Annotated in this window: 18 protein-coding genes; 6 read left to right on the top strand and 12 right to left on the bottom strand. The window is 54.2% G+C overall.

Annotation, left to right across the window (positions count from 1 at the left end):
* Nucleotides 1-130: 130 nt before the first annotated feature.
* From M2298_RS06310 to M2298_RS06295, 4 genes are read right to left on the bottom strand one after another with little or no spacing between them, the layout of a single operon-like run.
* On the bottom strand, nucleotides 131-1,390 hold the full coding sequence (locus tag M2298_RS06310; RefSeq protein WP_280648332.1) for a M20 family metallo-hydrolase: 1,260 nt from the start codon (nucleotides 1,388-1,390) through the stop codon (nucleotides 131-133).
* Nucleotides 1,387-3,009: an amidohydrolase gene (locus tag M2298_RS06305; RefSeq protein WP_280648331.1), complete on the bottom strand. Its 1,623-nt coding sequence runs from the start codon at nucleotides 3,007-3,009 to the stop codon at nucleotides 1,387-1,389. Before M2298_RS06305 ends, M2298_RS06310 begins: the two co-directional genes overlap by 4 nt.
* Nucleotides 3,010-3,054: 45 nt before the next feature.
* The gene (locus tag M2298_RS06300; RefSeq protein WP_280648330.1) at nucleotides 3,055-4,548 is read right to left on the bottom strand and encodes a sodium:solute symporter family protein; all 1,494 of its coding nucleotides are present in this window, start codon (nucleotides 4,546-4,548) and stop codon (nucleotides 3,055-3,057) included.
* Complete coding sequence (locus tag M2298_RS06295; protein WP_063227036.1) at nucleotides 4,545-4,748, bottom strand: DUF3311 domain-containing protein; 204 nt, start codon at nucleotides 4,746-4,748, stop codon at nucleotides 4,545-4,547. The genes M2298_RS06300 and M2298_RS06295 overlap by 4 nt, the downstream gene beginning before the upstream one ends.
* A 165-nt stretch (nucleotides 4,749-4,913) precedes the next feature.
* Here M2298_RS06295 and M2298_RS06290 point away from each other — a divergent pair, with 165 nt between their 5' ends.
* Nucleotides 4,914-6,572, top strand: coding sequence for a PucR family transcriptional regulator (locus M2298_RS06290; RefSeq protein WP_280648328.1), 1,659 nt, complete (start codon nucleotides 4,914-4,916; stop codon nucleotides 6,570-6,572).
* Between the two features lie 40 nt (nucleotides 6,573-6,612).
* The gene (locus M2298_RS06285) at nucleotides 6,613-6,804 is read left to right on the top strand and encodes a hypothetical protein (protein WP_280648327.1); all 192 of its coding nucleotides are present in this window, start codon (nucleotides 6,613-6,615) and stop codon (nucleotides 6,802-6,804) included.
* A gap of 74 nt (nucleotides 6,805-6,878) precedes the next feature.
* Here the strand turns inward: M2298_RS06285 and M2298_RS06280 are convergent, their stop codons facing one another.
* The 6 genes from M2298_RS06280 to M2298_RS06255 form a co-directional block, all read right to left on the bottom strand.
* On the bottom strand, nucleotides 6,879-8,492 hold the full coding sequence (locus M2298_RS06280; protein ID WP_122963480.1) for an ABC-F family ATP-binding cassette domain-containing protein: 1,614 nt from the start codon (nucleotides 8,490-8,492) through the stop codon (nucleotides 6,879-6,881).
* Nucleotides 8,493-8,950: 458 nt separating this feature from the next.
* Complete coding sequence (locus tag M2298_RS06275; RefSeq protein ID WP_122963481.1) at nucleotides 8,951-10,066, bottom strand: sulfate/molybdate ABC transporter ATP-binding protein; 1,116 nt, start codon at nucleotides 10,064-10,066, stop codon at nucleotides 8,951-8,953.
* Complete coding sequence (gene cysW / locus M2298_RS06270) at nucleotides 10,063-10,929, bottom strand: sulfate ABC transporter permease subunit CysW (RefSeq protein WP_141254163.1); 867 nt, start codon at nucleotides 10,927-10,929, stop codon at nucleotides 10,063-10,065. Before cysW ends, M2298_RS06275 begins: the two co-directional genes overlap by 4 nt.
* A gap of 12 nt (nucleotides 10,930-10,941) precedes the next feature.
* Complete coding sequence (gene cysT / locus M2298_RS06265) at nucleotides 10,942-11,778, bottom strand: sulfate ABC transporter permease subunit CysT (RefSeq protein WP_141254161.1); 837 nt, start codon at nucleotides 11,776-11,778, stop codon at nucleotides 10,942-10,944.
* A 41-nt stretch (nucleotides 11,779-11,819) separates the two neighbouring features.
* Entirely contained in the window at nucleotides 11,820-12,887 is a 1,068-nt protein-coding gene (locus M2298_RS06260; RefSeq protein WP_122963482.1) for a sulfate ABC transporter substrate-binding protein, read from the bottom strand.
* Nucleotides 12,888-13,074: 187 nt separating this feature from the next.
* Nucleotides 13,075-13,260, bottom strand: coding sequence for a hypothetical protein (locus M2298_RS06255; RefSeq protein ID WP_280648326.1), 186 nt, complete (start codon nucleotides 13,258-13,260; stop codon nucleotides 13,075-13,077).
* A 77-nt stretch (nucleotides 13,261-13,337) separates the two neighbouring features.
* Here M2298_RS06255 and M2298_RS06250 point away from each other — a divergent pair, with 77 nt between their 5' ends.
* A complete protein-coding gene (locus M2298_RS06250; protein ID WP_122963651.1) occupies nucleotides 13,338-13,640 on the top strand; it encodes a DUF3846 domain-containing protein in 303 nt (100 codons plus the stop codon).
* A 93-nt stretch (nucleotides 13,641-13,733) separates the two neighbouring features.
* Here the strand turns inward: M2298_RS06250 and dut are convergent, their stop codons facing one another.
* Nucleotides 13,734-14,270 (bottom strand): dUTP diphosphatase, encoded by a 537-nt coding sequence (dut, locus tag M2298_RS06245; RefSeq protein ID WP_280648325.1) that lies wholly within the window; start codon nucleotides 14,268-14,270, stop codon nucleotides 13,734-13,736.
* Nucleotides 14,271-14,478: 208 nt separating this feature from the next.
* On the opposite strand from dut, the gene trhO reads away from it, so the two are divergent.
* The 3 genes from trhO to M2298_RS06230 all read left to right on the top strand — a co-directional run bounded on the left by trhO (nucleotide 14,479) and on the right by M2298_RS06230 (nucleotide 16,337).
* Nucleotides 14,479-15,423 (top strand): oxygen-dependent tRNA uridine(34) hydroxylase TrhO, encoded by a 945-nt coding sequence (trhO, locus tag M2298_RS06240; RefSeq protein ID WP_122963485.1) that lies wholly within the window; start codon nucleotides 14,479-14,481, stop codon nucleotides 15,421-15,423.
* Nucleotides 15,424-15,648: 225 nt separating this feature from the next.
* Complete coding sequence (locus tag M2298_RS06235) at nucleotides 15,649-15,852, top strand: hypothetical protein (RefSeq protein ID WP_122963486.1); 204 nt, start codon at nucleotides 15,649-15,651, stop codon at nucleotides 15,850-15,852.
* A 20-nt stretch (nucleotides 15,853-15,872) separates the two neighbouring features.
* Nucleotides 15,873-16,337: an NUDIX hydrolase gene (locus M2298_RS06230; RefSeq protein ID WP_229049904.1), complete on the top strand. Its 465-nt coding sequence runs from the start codon at nucleotides 15,873-15,875 to the stop codon at nucleotides 16,335-16,337.
* Here M2298_RS06230 and M2298_RS06225 read toward each other — a convergent pair.
* The gene (locus tag M2298_RS06225; protein WP_280648324.1) at nucleotides 16,330-17,025 is read right to left on the bottom strand and encodes an HAD family hydrolase; all 696 of its coding nucleotides are present in this window, start codon (nucleotides 17,023-17,025) and stop codon (nucleotides 16,330-16,332) included. The genes M2298_RS06230 and M2298_RS06225 overlap by 8 nt on opposite strands.
* Nucleotides 17,026-17,088: the final 63 nt, after the last annotated feature.

The raw sequence follows: 17,088 nt of genomic DNA, 5'->3' as shown, positions 1-17,088 counted from the left end.
TCCTTAAAATATATCAAAAACGATCGGCAAAGTCTTCCTTTCCATGCGCCGCAAAGGTTTCGCTTCACGAAAAGTCGCCTGCCAGTGGATCGGCAGGCGATTTTTTATGCGGCCGCGGCGCGGTGTCCGTCTAGCTGCTCGCGCTCATGCGCAGCGCCGTTTGGTACAGCAGCTCTGTCCCGAGCGCGATATCCTCGTAGGTGGAAAACTCTTGCGGGTTATGGCTGATTCCGTCTTTGCAGCGGACAAAAATCATCCCGTAGTCGCATACGTACGATAACGCCAGGGCGTCGTGAAACGGGCCGCTCATCAATTCCCGCGGCTCTAGGCCGAGTGCGCGGCTCTCTTCGTGCATGATCGCCTTGATCCAGTCCGCACAGTAGCGAGGGTCGCTGTTCGTATCTTCGGTAATCGTGTATTGCAAGCCGCCTTCTTCTGCTGCCGTCGCGATCGCCTCGCGCAGCGCCATTTCCCGCTCGTCGCGCCGGGCCAGGTCGATGTCGCGCAAGTCGACGGAAAAACGCACGCGCTCCGGGATGATGTTGCGCGAATCAGGAAACACCTGCAAATGCCCTACCGTGCCGACAGTAGGCGCCGCAGGGTCGAGCTTCGCCAGCTCGTTGACCGCGAGAATGACCTTCGCTGCGCCGACCAAGGCGTCTTTTCGCATCGGCATGGGCACCGATCCGGCATGTCCGGCAAAGCCCGTCAGCTCCACCGTCCACCAAAGCGGGCCGGAGATCCCGGAGACAATGCCGATCGGCTCGTCCGCGCCATCGAGCACAGGGCCTTGCTCGATATGCAGCTCCAGGTAAGCCCCGATGCTGCCTTCCGGATAGACAGATTCGGCCAACCGATCCGGGTCGCAGCCAAAGGCGACGAGCGCTTCCCTGCGTGTCACGCCATCTTTGTCGGCTCGCGCCAAATCTTCCTCAGCCCATTGTCCCAAAATTCCTTTTGATCCGAACAAGCCTTTTTGAAACCGACAGCCTTCCTCGTCGCAAAACGCGACCACTTCGATCGGTTGCTGCGGCACGATCCCTTGTTCGCGCATCGTCTGCACGGCTTCCAGAGCGCCCAGCACGCCGATCACGCCGTCGAATCTGCCGCCGTACGGTTGGGAGTCGATGTGCGAGCCGATCATCAGCACAGGCGCTTCCGGGCTTTTCCCCGCCATTCGCCCGATCAGGTTGCCAAAATGATCCACCCGGGCAGCAAGTCCCGCTTCCTCCATCCACGAGCGCACCAAGTCCACCCCTGCCCGATCCTCTGCGGACAAAGCCAGCCGACATACGCCCGTCTCGCCGATTTTGCCGATTTGGGCCAGCGCCTCGATCCGTTTGCGCAATCGTTCTGCGTTGATCGCAAGCGTCCTCGCTTTTTCAGTCATGCCTGGATAACCTCCTCGTCTTGTCTTTGGTAAACCAGCTTGCCGTCGATCATCGTCTGTTCGACCTTCAGTTCCTTGATCCGGTCATGCGGAGTGGCGAGAATATTGCCGCTGAGCACGACGAGATCAGCCAGCTTGCCAGGTTCGATGCTGCCTTTTTGCCCTTCCTCAAAGCTGGCGTACGCCCCGTTCCAGGTGAACATGCGGATCGCTTCCGGCACACTCACTCGCTGGTTGGCTCCCACCGATTGGCCCGTTTTGCTCTGGCGATTGACCGCCGCATGAATCCCGATCAGCGGGTTAAAATCGGTAACAGGGCTGTCCGAAGCGCCTGCGGCCACGATTCCGCACGCAAACTGATCCTTGGCCGGAAACATGTGGCGAACCCGCTCCCCGATATTTCGCACGTACGAATCGCCATGGTCGTAAATAAACGCCGGGTTCGGGATCGGCACGACACCGAGTTTCGCCATTCGCGCAAGCAAGTCAGGAGAAGAGACGCCTGCATGCTCGATCCGGTGGCGGTGATTTTCGCGCGGATGGGCAACGAGAGCGGCTTCGAAGCAAGTGAGCAGCATGTCAATCGCACGATCTCCCTGTGCATGGGCAGTAATCTGGAACCCTTTTGCATGGGCCTCTCCCAAAATCGTATTCAACTCGTCCTGCTCATAGTAGAGGATTCCGCAATCGTCGGGGCGACTGGTGAACGGCTCGCGCATCGCCATCGTCGGCGCAATGCTCGCTCCATCTGTAAAAACTTTCGCCGGGCCGATGCGAAAGCGCTCATCGCCAGTACCTGTCACCATTCCCGCGTCGATCATCCGCCGCACAAATTCCTCCGACTGATTCAACGAGCAGACGATGGCGTAGATGCGCACCTTGACGTCTCCGGCGAGCACCGCCTTTTGCATCGCCCGGAAGTTTTCAGGGCCATACCCGCCCGCGTCGTGTATGCTGGTGATCCCTGCCGCCACAAAGTCTTCCGAAGCCAGCCGCAGCCCTTCCCTGTATTCCGCTTCGGTAAAAGCAGCCTGCTCGAACATTTTCATGTGTGCCGTCTCGACCAAAAAGCCTGTCAGGTTCCCATGCTCATCGCGGTCAATCCGTCCGCCCTGCGGGTCAGGCGTGTGCCGATCGTAGCCGGCAAGCGCCAGTGCCCTGCTGTTGACGACACTGTGATGGGCGCAAGTGCGCATGACAAAAATCGGATGATCAGTCGAGACGTCGTCCAGCTCGGCCAATGTCGGATAGCGCTGCTCTGCCATCCCGTTTTCATCGAATCCGCACGCCCGCACCCACTCGCCCGCCAGGGTTTTTTGCGCCTGCTCTTTGAGCGCGGCGAGCAGTTCGTCAATCGAGCGAATGCCGCGCGCCTTGCAGTCCACCCCCAATTTGTTCGTGCCGTAAATCGTCATGTGCAAATGCGCGTCAATAAAGCCTGGCAAAAGGCTTTTGCCTTGCAGATCAATCACGTTTGTCTGCGGGGTGATCCAGCGCTTGATCTCCTCCGTCGTTCCGACCGCGACAATGCGGTTCTCTCTGACAGCTACCGCCTCTGCGATCCGATTGTTTGCATCCACTGTCACTACATGTCCATTGAGAAACACCGTTTCTGCCATTTCATTTCCTCCTTTTTGTCGTCAGCCGTGTTTGGGCCTTTTGCTTTATTTGAACGTAGGCGTTCCTTCCGTATTGGCCGCCTGCTGTCCGTTGACGAACAGCGGTTTGGTGATAAGCGTCACGCCGAACATTACGACGATGTTCACCAACAGCGCCACGACCCCGATGTTCAGATCCTGGATGACGGAAGGCAAGTGCGGAAACAGCGTCGCGAGCGTCGCCTGCGAGACCGTCGTATAGGCGACCGTCAACACTCCGGCTGCAATTCCGGCAAACGCCCCGTATTTATTGACGAGCGGCTGTTTGCCCAAGCTGAACAGCAAAGCGGGAAACAACTGGGTCACCAAGCTGTAGCCCATCAACAGCAAGGTGACGAGCGTGTCTCCGCCGCTGAGCGTAAAGTACAGCGAGATGAGCGACAAAACCGGAACAAGCAGCTTGGCGACTTTGGCGATCTGGACATCCGAGGTGGCTGGCGCCATGACTTTGTAGACGTTTTTCGCCAAAAGGGTCGCTCCCGTCATCAGCAGCATCGAGCCTGGAACGAGAGCCGTCAGCAGCCCAGCCGCGCCGATGATGCCGACGATCCACGGGTCAAACGTCTTCAGCGACAAACGCAAAAGCGATAAATCCCCATCTGCCCCTTTCAAGCCGGGCACTTGCAAAATCGCCGTAAAGCCGACGAAGAACACAAACAACAGCATCAAGGTGTACAGCGGGAGCATGATCGTATTTTTGCGGAACACGTTTTCGTTTTTGGCGGAAAACACGGAACCGAACGTGTGCGGCCACATGTAAAAACCAAAAACCGTGATGAGTACGGTAGAAATATACCAGGAGGTGCTAAGCCCTTCTGTCGGGAAGGTCAAAAAGCCCGGATTAGCCGCATGCACGGCTGCAAACATCGGCTGGATGCCACCGTAATAGTGATACGGCAAATAAATCCCGAGAAAAACGACCACGAAAAAAATCATGATGTCTTTGATCGCCGCCGTCCAGGCCGAGCCGTGAATGCCGGAGAGCATGACGTAGATGGTGACGGCAATGACTCCGAGCCAGACAGCGGCTGCTGGCGAGATCGTGCCGTACGAGGCTTCGGAAACGATGATGCCCAGCCCTTTGAATTGCAGCACGAGGTAAGGAATGATCGCGATCACGCCAACGGCGGCGACGAGAATCCCCAGCATCGGGCTGTTGTACTTGCTCACGAAAAAATCGGATTGGGAAACGAGCTTGTGCTCTTTGGCATAGCGCCAGATCGGGGGCAACAGCCAGTAGGAGATGACGTAGGCAAGCGAAATGTAGGACAGGACGTAGTAAGATGGCGCTCCTTTGGAGTAAGCCCAGCCGCTCCCTCCGAGGAAGGTGAACGTCGTGTAAATCTCCCCGGCGACCAGCAGGAAAATAAAGATCGAGCCAAAGCCTCTGCCGCCTACTGTCCATTGCTCCATGTCCATGTCTTTGCCTTGGCGTGCGCGAATCCCGGAGTAGAACGACAACAGCAGGAAGGCAAAAATGATCAGCAGAGCAATGTTCATGATGAACTCTCCTCCTCTTTTGTAGCCGGATCGAGTTGATGGATGACCGCCATAATGACAGAAGTCAGCACAACCCACAGGACAATCCAGAACAAGACAAAAGGCATGCCCAGCACATAAGGCTCCACCCGGTTCACAAACGGCACTCCGCCAAGCATGCCGATAAACGGCACGACTCCAAGCCAATCTCTTGCTTTCATGCAGATCCCCCTGTTTACTCGATTTGTCCCATTGCCTGCGCGCGCTTTGGACATGTACTCTATTATTATCGAAAAATTCAATTTTCTCCTTTGTCCTGCTGACCAGAAAACATCGCGTTCTTTTGTTTCTTGAGCCAAAAGCATTGAAAGACGGAGGGAAATGGCGTGATAACAGTCCGTGAACTGATCGAAGTTGGAGGCTTTACGGAAGAATCCGTGCTTGCCGGGGAAGACTTTCTCGACAAAGAACTGCTTGGGGTTACCTCGTTTGACTCGCCGGATGGACACAGATGGCTGCGCGCAGGTGAATTTGTGCTGACGACAGGCTTTCCTTTTCTGATCCGCCAAAATACGTGTGAAGCTACCTTGATTCAATTGATCGACGAGTTGGCTGCCATCGGAACGCCTGGTCTGGCGATCAAACTCGGCCGCTACATGGCGAGCGTGCCTGCTGCCGTCCTCGCCCACGCCGCGAAAAGGCAAATGCCGATTTTGTCCTTTCCGAAGGATAAAGCGTGGTCGGACGTCATCGTGCCTGTCACGCAGTACATCAACGACAAACAGCGCCTTGAGCTGAATCGCACACATGCGATCTACGAGCGGTTTCACCTGCATCTGACTGCCAATGATCCGGTGTCCAAGCTCGCGGCACTGCTCGCAGACTTGCTGCAAACGCCGATCAGCATCGAAGTGCCGAGCCTGAGATGGAAGTGGGCCGCTTCGCCTGACGCTCCCCCTGGCGGCTTTGGCTTTGCAACCGACGAGGGGCACGACATCCCGTTCGGACAAGCCGCATCGCCTTCCATGCTGAAAAATCCGCTCGTCAAAAGGGCAGATGGCCGTCACGTGCGCTGGCTGCTTCAGGAGCGGAACGTACAAGGCGCGATCTGCACCGGAATCATCGAGCGGGATTTATACGCCTGGGAAAAAGTCGCGATCGAGCAAAGCGCCGCCCTGCTATCGCTGGAAATCGAGCGGCAGCGTTCCGTAAACGAGACGTACCAGCGGTTTCGCAATGACTTTTTGCAGCTGTTGCTAAGCGATCAGATGCACGCGCGAGACGTGCTCACGCGCAAAGCGGATGAGGTAGGCTGGAAGCTCGCCGATCACTACACGGTCGCTGTTCTCGGCGTCTCCCCTCTGGAGCGGACAGGGATCGAGAACTGGAACGACAACCGCGACTTGCTTTTGGCTCTGACTCCTTCCCTGTCCGCCCTTGATGACGCCATTTTGCTTGGACTCGATCAGCAAAACCGCATCGTGCTGCTGATCCCGACAGCCAGTGGCTCTAGTGATTCCACTGCTTGCCTGACCAGCACCAAACAAGTTCTCGCTGCTTTGCTCGCTTTTTCGTGGCAACAGCGCGTGTTTGTCGGTCTGGGGCGGTTTCACGCCGGATACAAGGGCATTGCTGCCAGCTATCGCGAGGCGCAAATCAGCTTTCGTGCGGCGATGCGCGGGCTTGATGCCAAGGCAGCAGCGAATACGGTCATCGTCGATTTTCACGACCTCGGGCTGGAGCGCATCCTGTTTGCCGAGCAGCCGGACAGAGAGGCACGCTTGCTCGCTCAGGAATACTTGGACAAAATCAACGAATACGATCGCGAAAAAAACGGGCAACTGCTGGATACGCTTCACGTCTTTTTGCAAGTGGACGGCAATCACGCAGAAGCGGCGTCACGGCTGTACGTGCATAAAAATACGATCAAATATCGGCTGGCGCTCATTCGCGAACTGACGGGCTTAAACCCGGATCACGGCCATGACTTGCTGTTGCTGCGCATCGCCATGACGGTGCAATCGATTGGTTTTGCCAAAGGCTAAGCTGGTATAATGGCAACAGAGCGACTTAGGGGGAATGTAGATGGATGAGTGGCTGAACAAGCCGGTTAAGACGAAGGAACGGCCCAAAAAGCGAGGAATCGTCGAATACATAGATGATCAGTACATCGTTGTTTTCTTTACGTTGCCGCGCAAGGAACGCGTCATTTTTTCGAGCAAGGAAGCTTTTTTGAACAAAATCGAGTTCGTCGAAGAAGTAGCACCCCCGAACTGACCCACGCAAAAAATCCCGTGTCTGGCATCTGACTAATGCCTTTGACACGGGATTTTTTATGGAAACAAGCAGGTTTACGCGTAGTGTTCGTCGCGAAGACGCTTGATCTCGTCGCTTTCGAGGTACTCGTCATACGTCATCATCTTGTCGATAACGCCTTTCGGAGTGAACTCGATGATGCGGTTGGCGATCGTTTGCACGAACTGGTGGTCATGGGAAACGAACAGCAAGGTTCCGTCGAAATCGATCAAGCCGTTGTTCAAGGCTGTGATGGATTCCAAGTCCAAGTGGTTCGTCGGCTCATCCATGATCAGGACGTTTGCGCTCGCCAGCATCATTTTGGACAGCATGCAGCGAACTTTTTCGCCTCCGGACAGCACGTTTGCTTTTTTCAGCGCTTCGTCGCCGGAGAACAGCATGCGGCCGAGGAAGCCGCGGATGAACGTTTCATCCTGCTCTTTCGAGTATTGACGGAGCCAATCCACGAGACTCAGCTCGGAGTTGAAGTATTCAGCGTTGTCTTTCGGGAAGTACGCTTGCGAAGTCGTTACGCCCCATTCGAAAGAACCGCTGTCTGCCTGTACTTCGCCCATCAAAATTTGGAAGAAAGTCGTTTTTGCCAGCTCGTTTGGTCCGACAAACGCTACTTTGTCTCCCTTGTTGATGACAAGGTGCAAGTTTTCAAACAGCTTCTCGCCTTCGACTGTCTTGCTCAAGCCTTCGATAGCGAGCAAATTTTTGCCTGCTTCGCGCTCCGGCTTGAAGTTGATGAACGGATATTTACGGCTGGACGGACGAATGTCTTCCAGTGTAATTTTTTCCAACAGCTTTTTCCGCGAGGTCGCTTGCTTCGACTTGGAAGCGTTGGCGGAGAAACGCGCGATAAACTCCTGGAGTTCCTTCATCTTCTCTTCTTTTTTCTTGTTCTGATCGCGAACCATCTTCAGCGCCAATTGGCTGGACTCGTACCAGAAGTCGTAGTTCCCCACGTACATTTGAATCTTGCCGAAGTCGATATCCGCAATGTGCGTGCACACTTTGTTCAGGAAGTGACGGTCATGGGATACGACAATGACGGTGTTCTCATAATCGGCGAGGAAGTTTTCCAGCCAGCGAATCGACTCGATATCCAGGTGGTTCGTCGGCTCGTCCAGGAGCAGGATGTGCGGGTTGCCAAACAGCGCTTGCGCGAGCAATACCCGTACTTTTTCCGTACCGGATAGGTCTTTCATCAGCTTGTCGTGCAGGTCTGTCGGGATGCCCAAACCGATCAAAAGGCTCGCTGCATCTGCTTCCGCCATCCAGCCGTTCAGCTCTTCAAATTCCCCTTCCAGTTGGGAGGCACGGTTGCCGTCCGCTTCGGAGAAGTCTTCTTTCATGTAGAGCGCAGTCTTTTCTTCCATGATCTCATAGAGGCGCTTGTGGCCCATGATGACCGTTTTCAGAACTTCATACTCGTCAAACTCGAAGTGGTTCTGTTTCAACACAGCGATACGCTCGCCTGGTGTCACCGAAACGTGTCCGCTTGTCGGCTCGATCTCTCCGGAGAGAATTTTGACAAACGTAGACTTCCCGGCACCGTTCGCACCGATGAGGCCGTAGCAGTTACCAGGGGTAAACTTAATCGATACATCTTCAAACAGTGCGCGTTTGCCGTAGCGCAGCGTCACGTTCTGAGTGCTTATCATCGTCGCAATACCTGCCTTTTTTGAATCGTTCAAACACTTATCTTATCAGAGATAGCTGCATTTTGCAAAAAATATCGGGCGAAAACGCCGCGCGCTTCTCCGGCGTCGGCCGACAAATACGTGACAATCTCCCCTCCTCCACCTTGTCTATTTTACCAGAAAATCCCTGATAAATAAAAATCAGGACGCTCGGGCACATTATGTGATGTCTCTGTATCTCGAGCGAGGGAGGTTGGGGTTATGTCCAAGAAAAACGGCGTGAAAAATGAGATGGGAAACAAGGAAAATCCTTCGCAAACCAGATCTTCCACTACTGTAGGCAAAGAAGAAACCCGCTCCAAGCAGCGCGGCGAGTAAAATTCGTTGAGGTTCGTTTCCTCACACAAAAACCAGTCTGCTGATGAGTAAACGGCAGACTGGTTTTTGCCATGACGAATGGCGAAGTGCGAAGTGCGAAATCAAACGGTGACGTGAACGGGAGTCAAGGCAGGTGTCGGTACAGATTGCAGTTCGGATTCCACGTAGATGGACAAATTGTTCAGCGTGACATATACGACGTCGCCTTCTTCCACGAGAAGTTCGAGGAAGCGCTGCCGGCCCATCTCCGCTTCAAACACCTCTTTCGTATCGAGGCGTCTCAACTCCAGACGCACGAGCGGGCCGAGCAGCGTAATCCGCTCGATATGCGCCTGAACAGCCGTAGCGGCTGCTGATTGTGGCGGATGCAGCGACACTTCTGCATCATGCGGACGCATGTAGCCGATCGCCGGGCCTTCGCTGACACCTTGCTCTGCTGTGAACTCCGCCTCGCCCAGTTTGATCCGCCCGTTTTGAATGCGTCCGCGAAACAGATTGACGCGCCCCAGGAAGCTGTACACAAACGGGTTGGCTGGCTTGAGATAAATTTCTTCGGGAGAACCGACCTGCTCGACGCGCCCTTCGTTCATGACGACGACGCGATCAGCCAGCTCCATCGCCTCTTCCTGGTCGTGGGTGACGAACAAAATCGTCAAGCCGAGCTTTCCATGCAAGTGCCGCAACCAACGCCGCAACTCCTGTCTGACTTTTGTATCCAAGGCGCCAAACGGTTCATCCAGCAGCAAAAACTTCGGCTCGACCGCAAGCGCTCTTGCCAACGCCACGCGCTGACGCTGCCCCCCGGACAGCTGCGACGGATAGCGGTGCGCCAGCCCTTCCAATTGCACGAGCCTGAGCAAGGAATGCACTTTTTCGCGAATTTCTTCCTTGCTCGGTCTGGTTTTGCGTGAACGAACCGTCAACCCGAACGCGATGTTGTCAAAAATGTTCATGTGCCGAAACAAGGCGTAATGCTGAAAGACGAAGCCGACTTTGCGCTCGCGGACATCGCGGTTCGTATTGTCCTCGCCGTTGAACAGAATGCTTCCTTGCTGCGCCTGTTCCAGCCCGGCAATCAGCCGGAGCAAGGTCGTTTTGCCTGAACCGGAAGGTCCCAGAAGCGCAACCAGCTCCCCCTCGGGTATGTGCAGATTGACATTTTCCAGCGCGGTAAAATTTTTATACGACTTGGTAATGTTGACAACTTCTATGCTCATCCTGCTTTCTCCCCTGACGCGTCAAAGTAATAATCCTCTTCCGCCTTGGACTTCCGCTCGGTTTTCCATTCGATCAAGCTTTTCAGTACGAGCGTGACCAGCGCCAGCACAGCGAGCAGCGTTGCGACGGCAAACGCAGCGGCGAACTGGTACTCGTTGTACAAAATCTCCACGTGCAACGGCAGCGTATTGGTCATGCCGCGAATGTGGCCGGAGACGACCGATACCGCGCCAAACTCCCCCATCGCCCTGGCGTTGCAGAGGATCACACCGTACAAAATCCCCCATTTGACGTTTGGCAGCGTGACGCGCCAAAACGTTTTCCAGCCGCTCGCTCCCAGCGATACAGCCGCTTCTTCCTCGTCTTTGCCCTGCGCTTCCATCACCGGAATCAGCTCGCGGGCCACGAACGGAAACGTCACAAAAGTCGTCGCAAGCACGATCCCGGGCACCGCGAAAATGATTTTCAGATCAAGCGCAGCCAGCCATGGCGCAGCAACCCCCTGACTGCCGAACAACAGGACGAAAATCAGCCCGGCGATGACAGGCGACACGGCAAAAGGCAGATCAATCAGCGTAAGCAGCACATTTTTGCCGCGAAACGAAAACTTCGCAATCGCCCAAGCGGCGGCAATCCCAAACGTGACGTTCAGCGGTACGCTAATCGCCGCTACGAGCAAGGTCAATTTGACCGCAGACAGCGTTTCCGGCTCGGCAATCGCAGCCAGAAAAACACCCGCCCCTTGCTTGAACGCCTCAGTGAACACGGCGATCAGCGGCAAAATGAGAAACAGGCCCAAAAACAGAAAAGCGACTGCGATCAGGCTCCAGCGAACGTAGGCTGGCTCGGTTACATGTTTCATTTGTCCCACCTCCTATCGTGCCGCATCGAACTTGTTGATTCGCCATTGCAAGTAGTTAATGAGCAGAAGCATGACAAACGATGCGACGAGCATGACGGTTGCAATGGCGGTAGCTCCCGCGTAATCGAACTGCTCCAGCTTGGTCATGATCAAAAGCGGCACGATTTCCGTCTTGAGCGGCATGTTTCCGGAGATAAAGACGACAGAGCCGTATTCGCCAAGCGCCCGGGCAAAAGCGAGGGCAAAGCCCGTAATGATCGCCGGCAGCAAATGCGGCAAAATGACGCGGGTAAACGTGGCAAACCGCGTGGCTCCCAGCGTCGCAGCCGCTTCCTCCATCTGCAAGTCCCAGTCCTGCAAGACAGGCTGCACGGTTCGCACCACAAACGGCAGCCCGATAAAGGTCAAAGCAACCCAGATGCCGATCGGCGTATACGCCACTTTTACGCCCCACTCGGCCAAATACTGCCCGATCCAGCCGTTTTCGGCGTATATGGAGGTGAGAGCAATCCCGCCTACCGCTGTCGGCAAGGCGAAAGGCAGATCGACGATTCCGTCAATGATCCGCTTGCCAAAAAAATCGTACCGGGTCAACACCCAGGCGACCAGTACACCGAATACCGCATTGACACAAGCGGCGAAAAAAGACGTGAGGATGCTGACGCGAATCGAAGCGATCACCCTCGGATCGAGGATCGTTCCCACGAACTGCTCCCAGCTCATGGTAGTGGCCTTCAAAAAAAGGACAGACAGGGGGATTAATACCAAGAGGCTCAAGTAGATGATGGTATAGCCCATCGTCATGCCAAAGCCCGGCAGGAACCCCCTGCGCAAAAATGATTTTCTCATGGAGCTAACTCCTCTGATGGCAGGATAGGTTATGGACTGGATTACGGTTTGTACAGCTGATCAAAGACGCCCTGGTCGGAGAAGTGCGTTTGTTGAGCTTTTGTCCAGCCACCAAAAAGTTCATCTATTGTGAACATTTCGATTTCAGGAAACGCAGGCGTATGCGCTTTGAGCACTTCCGCGGAACGTGGGCGATAGTAATGCTTCGCCGCAATTTCCTGCCCTTTTTTCGTGTACAGGAATTGCAAGTAGGCGTCGGCGACTTCTTTTGTCTTGTGCTTTTCCGCATACTTGTCGACGACGGTCACCGGAGGTTCTGCCAGGATGCTGAGAGACGGGTTGACGATTTCGAATTTGTCTTTGCCCAGCTCGTTCACAGCCAAGTACGCTTCATTTTCCCAGGCGATCAGCACATCGCCAATCCCGCGCTCGACAAACGTCGTCGTCGATCCGCGCGCTCCCGAATCGAGCACAGGCACGTTTTTAAACAAGGCTCCCACGAACTCTTTTGCCTTGGCTTCGTCACCGCCATTTTTCTTCAGGGCGTATCCCCATGCGGCGAGGTAGTTCCATCTGGCGCCACCGGAAGTTTTCGGGTTCGGCGTGATGACGGAGATGCCCGGTTTGACCAGATCATCCCAATCTTTGATCTGCTTCGGGTTGCCTTTGCGCACGAGAAAAACGATGGTAGACGTGTAGGGAGAGCTGTTTTCCGGAAGCTTTTTTTGCCAGTCTGCCGCAATCAGTCCCTGCTCGGCGATCGCGTCGATGTCGTACGCCAAAGCCAATGTCACCACGTCCGCTTCCAAACCGTCGATGACGGATCGGGATTGCTTGCCGGAGCCGCCGTGCGACTGCTTGACGTTGAGCGTCTGTCCGGTTTTCGCCTTCCACTCCTGGGCAAATTCCGCATTGACTTCCTGATAAAATTCTCTGGTCGGGTCATACGAGACGTTCAGCAGCTCGACGGTCTGTGAGCCGCCCGCTTCCCCGCTCCCGTTTGTCCCTGTTCCTTGCGACGCAGCCGAGCATCCTCCCAAAGCGATAGCTACGGCAACGATCCCGATGCGTTGCAGGATGGATTGAATATTGCCCTTTGTGGTGTTCATACTGGTGACCTTCACTCCCCGTTTTTAATCTATACTATTTTACTCGGAATACTTAGTTATCTACGATTATACCTGCCTTTTTATCGCTGTCAATCATATTCCCATCCACTTTATGCCCACTAGCTGGGCGAGGTGAGAAATGGCGGCGCAAAAAAGACGTATGGCGTGTGGCTGTACGTTCGTTTAGCTACTCGGTAAGCAGGGGGAGCAGCTTCCTAATCCCAGTGATTTGTTCCCCGCTGTCGTTGTTTCGCTTCTCGCTATCGGTTTTCCGCTTCGTACAGCCGTTTTTTTTGCTTCGCACACCGTTTTTTCGCTTCTCGCCGCCTTTTTGCCATTCCGCACTGCCGCTTTTTCCATCCGCTCGCAGCATATTCCGCGCAATCCCAGCCAACACTCTCGCGCATTTTTTGGCTTTCGGTTATGATGGGACAAAAGGAGTGAATGATCGTGATCACCGTTTATGTCAAACGTCCGCATGAGGACGCAACGATTGCTGAAATTGCCGATACGGATGCTTTATCCGAGCTGGTCGATGGGGATTTTGAAGTGGTGACGGACGACCATCTGGAAGGAATCTCGCTGATCGTGAATGAAGACGGACGAGGTGTATTGGCCAACAATTTTCCGATTACCGCAGACGGCTACCTCGACTGGGTATATGGCCCGTGTGTGTTCGTCAAGGCAGACGGCCGTTCTCTTAGCGAGGACGACATTCGTGTCATCGACCAGTTTCTCGCCGCCAAAAAATAGCAGCTGCCAAAAACAAAAAGACCCCTCCTCCGTCAGCGCATGTGTCTCGCACACTTGCCCGGAGTCAGGGGTCTGTTCTTTTTTAGGGCTGTCTTATCCGTTAATGCCGCTGCTGCCGAAGCCGTCAGCGCCTCTCTCAGTCTCATCCAGCTCGTCTACCACTTCGAAACGGGCAACAGGCACGACACCGATTACGCCTTGCGCGACGCGGTCGCCTTTTTTGATGAAATAGCTGTGAGAATCCACTTCTGTGTCTACCGTCACTTCTTTTTCTCCCGCATCCAGGCAGACGTTGCCGATCTTGCCGGACGGAATGCGGATGTTTTCCATCAAGACGCACACTTCTCCGCGGTATCCCGCATCGATCGTGCCCGGAGCGTTCGGCAGGCGCAGTTTTGTTTTCGCGCCAATGCCGGAGCGCGGACGCACTTGCAGCTCGTAGCCCTCTGGCAGTGCAAAAGCAAGTCCGGTCGGGATTTTGACGGTTTGCCCCGGAGCAATCAACACGTCTTCGACGGCAACGAGGTCAAATCCCGCGTCCAAGGCACGGGCGTATTGGGGAATGACTGCCTCCGGGTGCAGTTTTTTTAATTTGACCTGGGCAACCAGGCGATCATTTGTCTGATTCATCAAAAGTCTCTCCTCATCTATCACCATTCTGCTAATGTCCTCCCATAGTGTACAAGATGGGCCACCATCCAGCAAGTTCAGCCACTTGCCCGCGTTTTCATAGAACGATCACAAATTCCTGTCTTTTTCTACACTTTTGTTTGCGGATTATGATATAATCACCGTTGCGTCATAAACTACAATTGAAAAAAGAAAGGTGGATTGTACCTTGCAAGTACAAAAACCATACCGCATTTTGCTCTACTACAAGTATACTCCGTTGGAAAACTACGAGGAGTATGCTGCTGAACACTTGCAATTTTGCAAGGAAAACGGACTCAAAGGACGGATCATCATCGCTCCGGAAGGAATTAACGGAACGGTATCCGGCACTGTCGAGCAGACCGACGCTTACATGGAATACGTGCGAAAAGACCCGCGCTTCGCGGACATGTGGTTTAAAATAGACGAATCGGAAGAACACGCATTCAAAAAAATGTTTGTTCGCGCGAAAAAAGAACTGGTGACCTGGCGTCTGGAAAACGACGTTGATCCGAATGAGAAAACAGGACACTATTTGAGCCCGAAAGAGTTTTACGAAATGATGCAGCAAGAGGACGTTGTCATCCTCGACGGCCGCAACTACTACGAATACGACCTCGGACACTTCCGTGGCGCGATTCGTCCAGAAGTGGATTCTTCCCGCGAGTTCCCTGAGTGGATTGCGGAAAACATGAGCCAATTCAAAGACAAAAAAGTCCTCACCTACTGCACAGGCGGCATCCGCTGTGAAAAGCTGACAGGCGTGCTTTTGGATCAAGGCTTTGAAAATGTGTACCAGCTTCACGGCGGAATCGTCACCTACGGAAAAGATCCGGAAGTAAAAGGCCGCCTGTGGGACGGAAAATGCTACGTATTCGACGAGCGTATCTCCGTACCGATCAACCATACCGAAGAAGATGTGGTTATCGGCCGTTGCCACTACTGCGGCACTGTGGAAGATCGCTACGTGAACTGCGCCAACCCTTTCTGCAACAAACAGCACTTCTGCTGCACAGAGTGCGAGCAAAAATTCAAACGTTCCTGCTCCGACGAATGCCGCGAGCATCCGCGCAACCGCTTCGTTGAAGAGGAAGAAAAAGCGAAGCTGCAAGCCGCTGGAGCGAACGCATAACCATACGAAAAGGAAACAAGCTGACCGTGCCTTTGTGCCAGTCAGCTTGTTTTTTATTTGCCGCTGTCTGATTCGGTGCGAAACGCGGCGAGCTGCACAATCGGTGTTCGGTCATCCCACTCTTCCCCCTGCTGCTTTCTTCTGATTTTTTTGTTTGGTCGTTGCCAAAAAGCTCCCTCACTCGTATTACTTGGCGAAGTGTCAAAAAAACAGGAGACGTATGCCATGGAAAAAAAGCTCAGCATCATTCTCGGCTTCATTGTCGGGCTTGTGTTCGTCAACTTCGACTTTGACTATTCTTTTCTGCTCGAAATGAATGTCGATCCTGCTTTTGTGCGAGCGGCCGTCAAGACAATCGGTTTTGTAGGCGCTTTGTTCTGTGGACTCACCTTGCTATTCGACGCTTGGAAAGCCATTCGGTCCAGTTGATAATGGAGGGAACAACGCTTGTGAATGACTATATCTCGACCATGCGAAAGCTCATCGGCCACGAAACGCTGCTCACAGTCGGCTGCGGAGCCATTTTGGAAGACGAATCGGGACGCATCCTTTTGCAACAAAAACACAACCGCATCTGGGGCATTCCCGGCGGTCTGCTGGAGCTTGGCGAAACGTTCGTGGAGACGCTCAAACGCGAAGTGCTGGAGGAAACCAGTCTGACTGTCTTGCAGTGGCAATTGTTTGGCCTCTACTCAGGAAAAAACGGCTTCGCCCAGTATGCCAATGGGGATAAAGTGTTTAGCGTCCAGCTGATCTTTCGCGTCACAGACTACGCAGGCGTGCTCCAGACAAATGAAGAGAGCACCCGCCAACAGTTTTTTGCCAAAAACGAATTGCCGGACAGTCTGAACCCCCATCAGGCTCCGTTCATTTTGGACTGGGTACATGGAGTGACCCCGCCGATTGTCAGGTGAAGCCTGCGCCTCTCCCCATCTGGCCTTGAAAAGACGGAAGTACCCATGCGCTGATCTCTGCCAAATCGTCAATGACGACATGAGCCTCGGCAACTGCTGCATACTGGGGGCTGCGTTTCCATACCGCCTTCATACCGACCGCCCTGCTGGCGCGAACATCGTTGTCGGGGTGGTCACCTATGTACATCGCCTGTTCAGCAGGCACTCCAAGCTTGTCCAATGCCCGGTGAAAAATCGCCGGATCAGGCTTGCGCAAGCCTTCCCATTCCGACATGAGCACCTCGTCAAAATAAGGCGCGATGCCCAGTGCCTTGACATTGTCGTACTGGAACTGCCCGAAACCGTTTGAGATCAAGCCCAGCCGGATGCCCTGCTTTTGCAGGTCGGCAAGCATTTCATGCAGATGCGGGAACGCGACACAATGCTTTTGAAAATGACAGAGGTAGTCTTGCAGCAAAAAGGCCGCTTCCAGCTTCGCAATGGCCAGCTCCTCAATGAGCTGCGCGTACACTTTGTCCTTCCATACGTATCCGTGCTGATCCAGCTCGATAAAACGCTGCACGAATGTTTCCTGTCGGACGTGCTGAAGCTGGGAAATTCGCTCATACTGGTCGTGGACAAACCGGATGAGCGAAGTGTCGCGGTCGAGCAAAGTGCCGTCCAGATCGAATAGTACCGCTTGTATCATCTGCATCACGCTCCTTTTTGAATGATACGAACATTCCCGCATGTAATTGTTCCACAACCATTT

Source organism: Brevibacillus sp. 1238 (genome assembly GCF_029892995.1).
Classification (GTDB): domain Bacteria; phylum Bacillota; class Bacilli; order Brevibacillales; family Brevibacillaceae; genus Brevibacillus; species Brevibacillus parabrevis.
The sequence above is the reverse complement of the archived record's forward strand: the minus strand, read 5'-3'. Positions and strand labels throughout refer to the sequence as shown.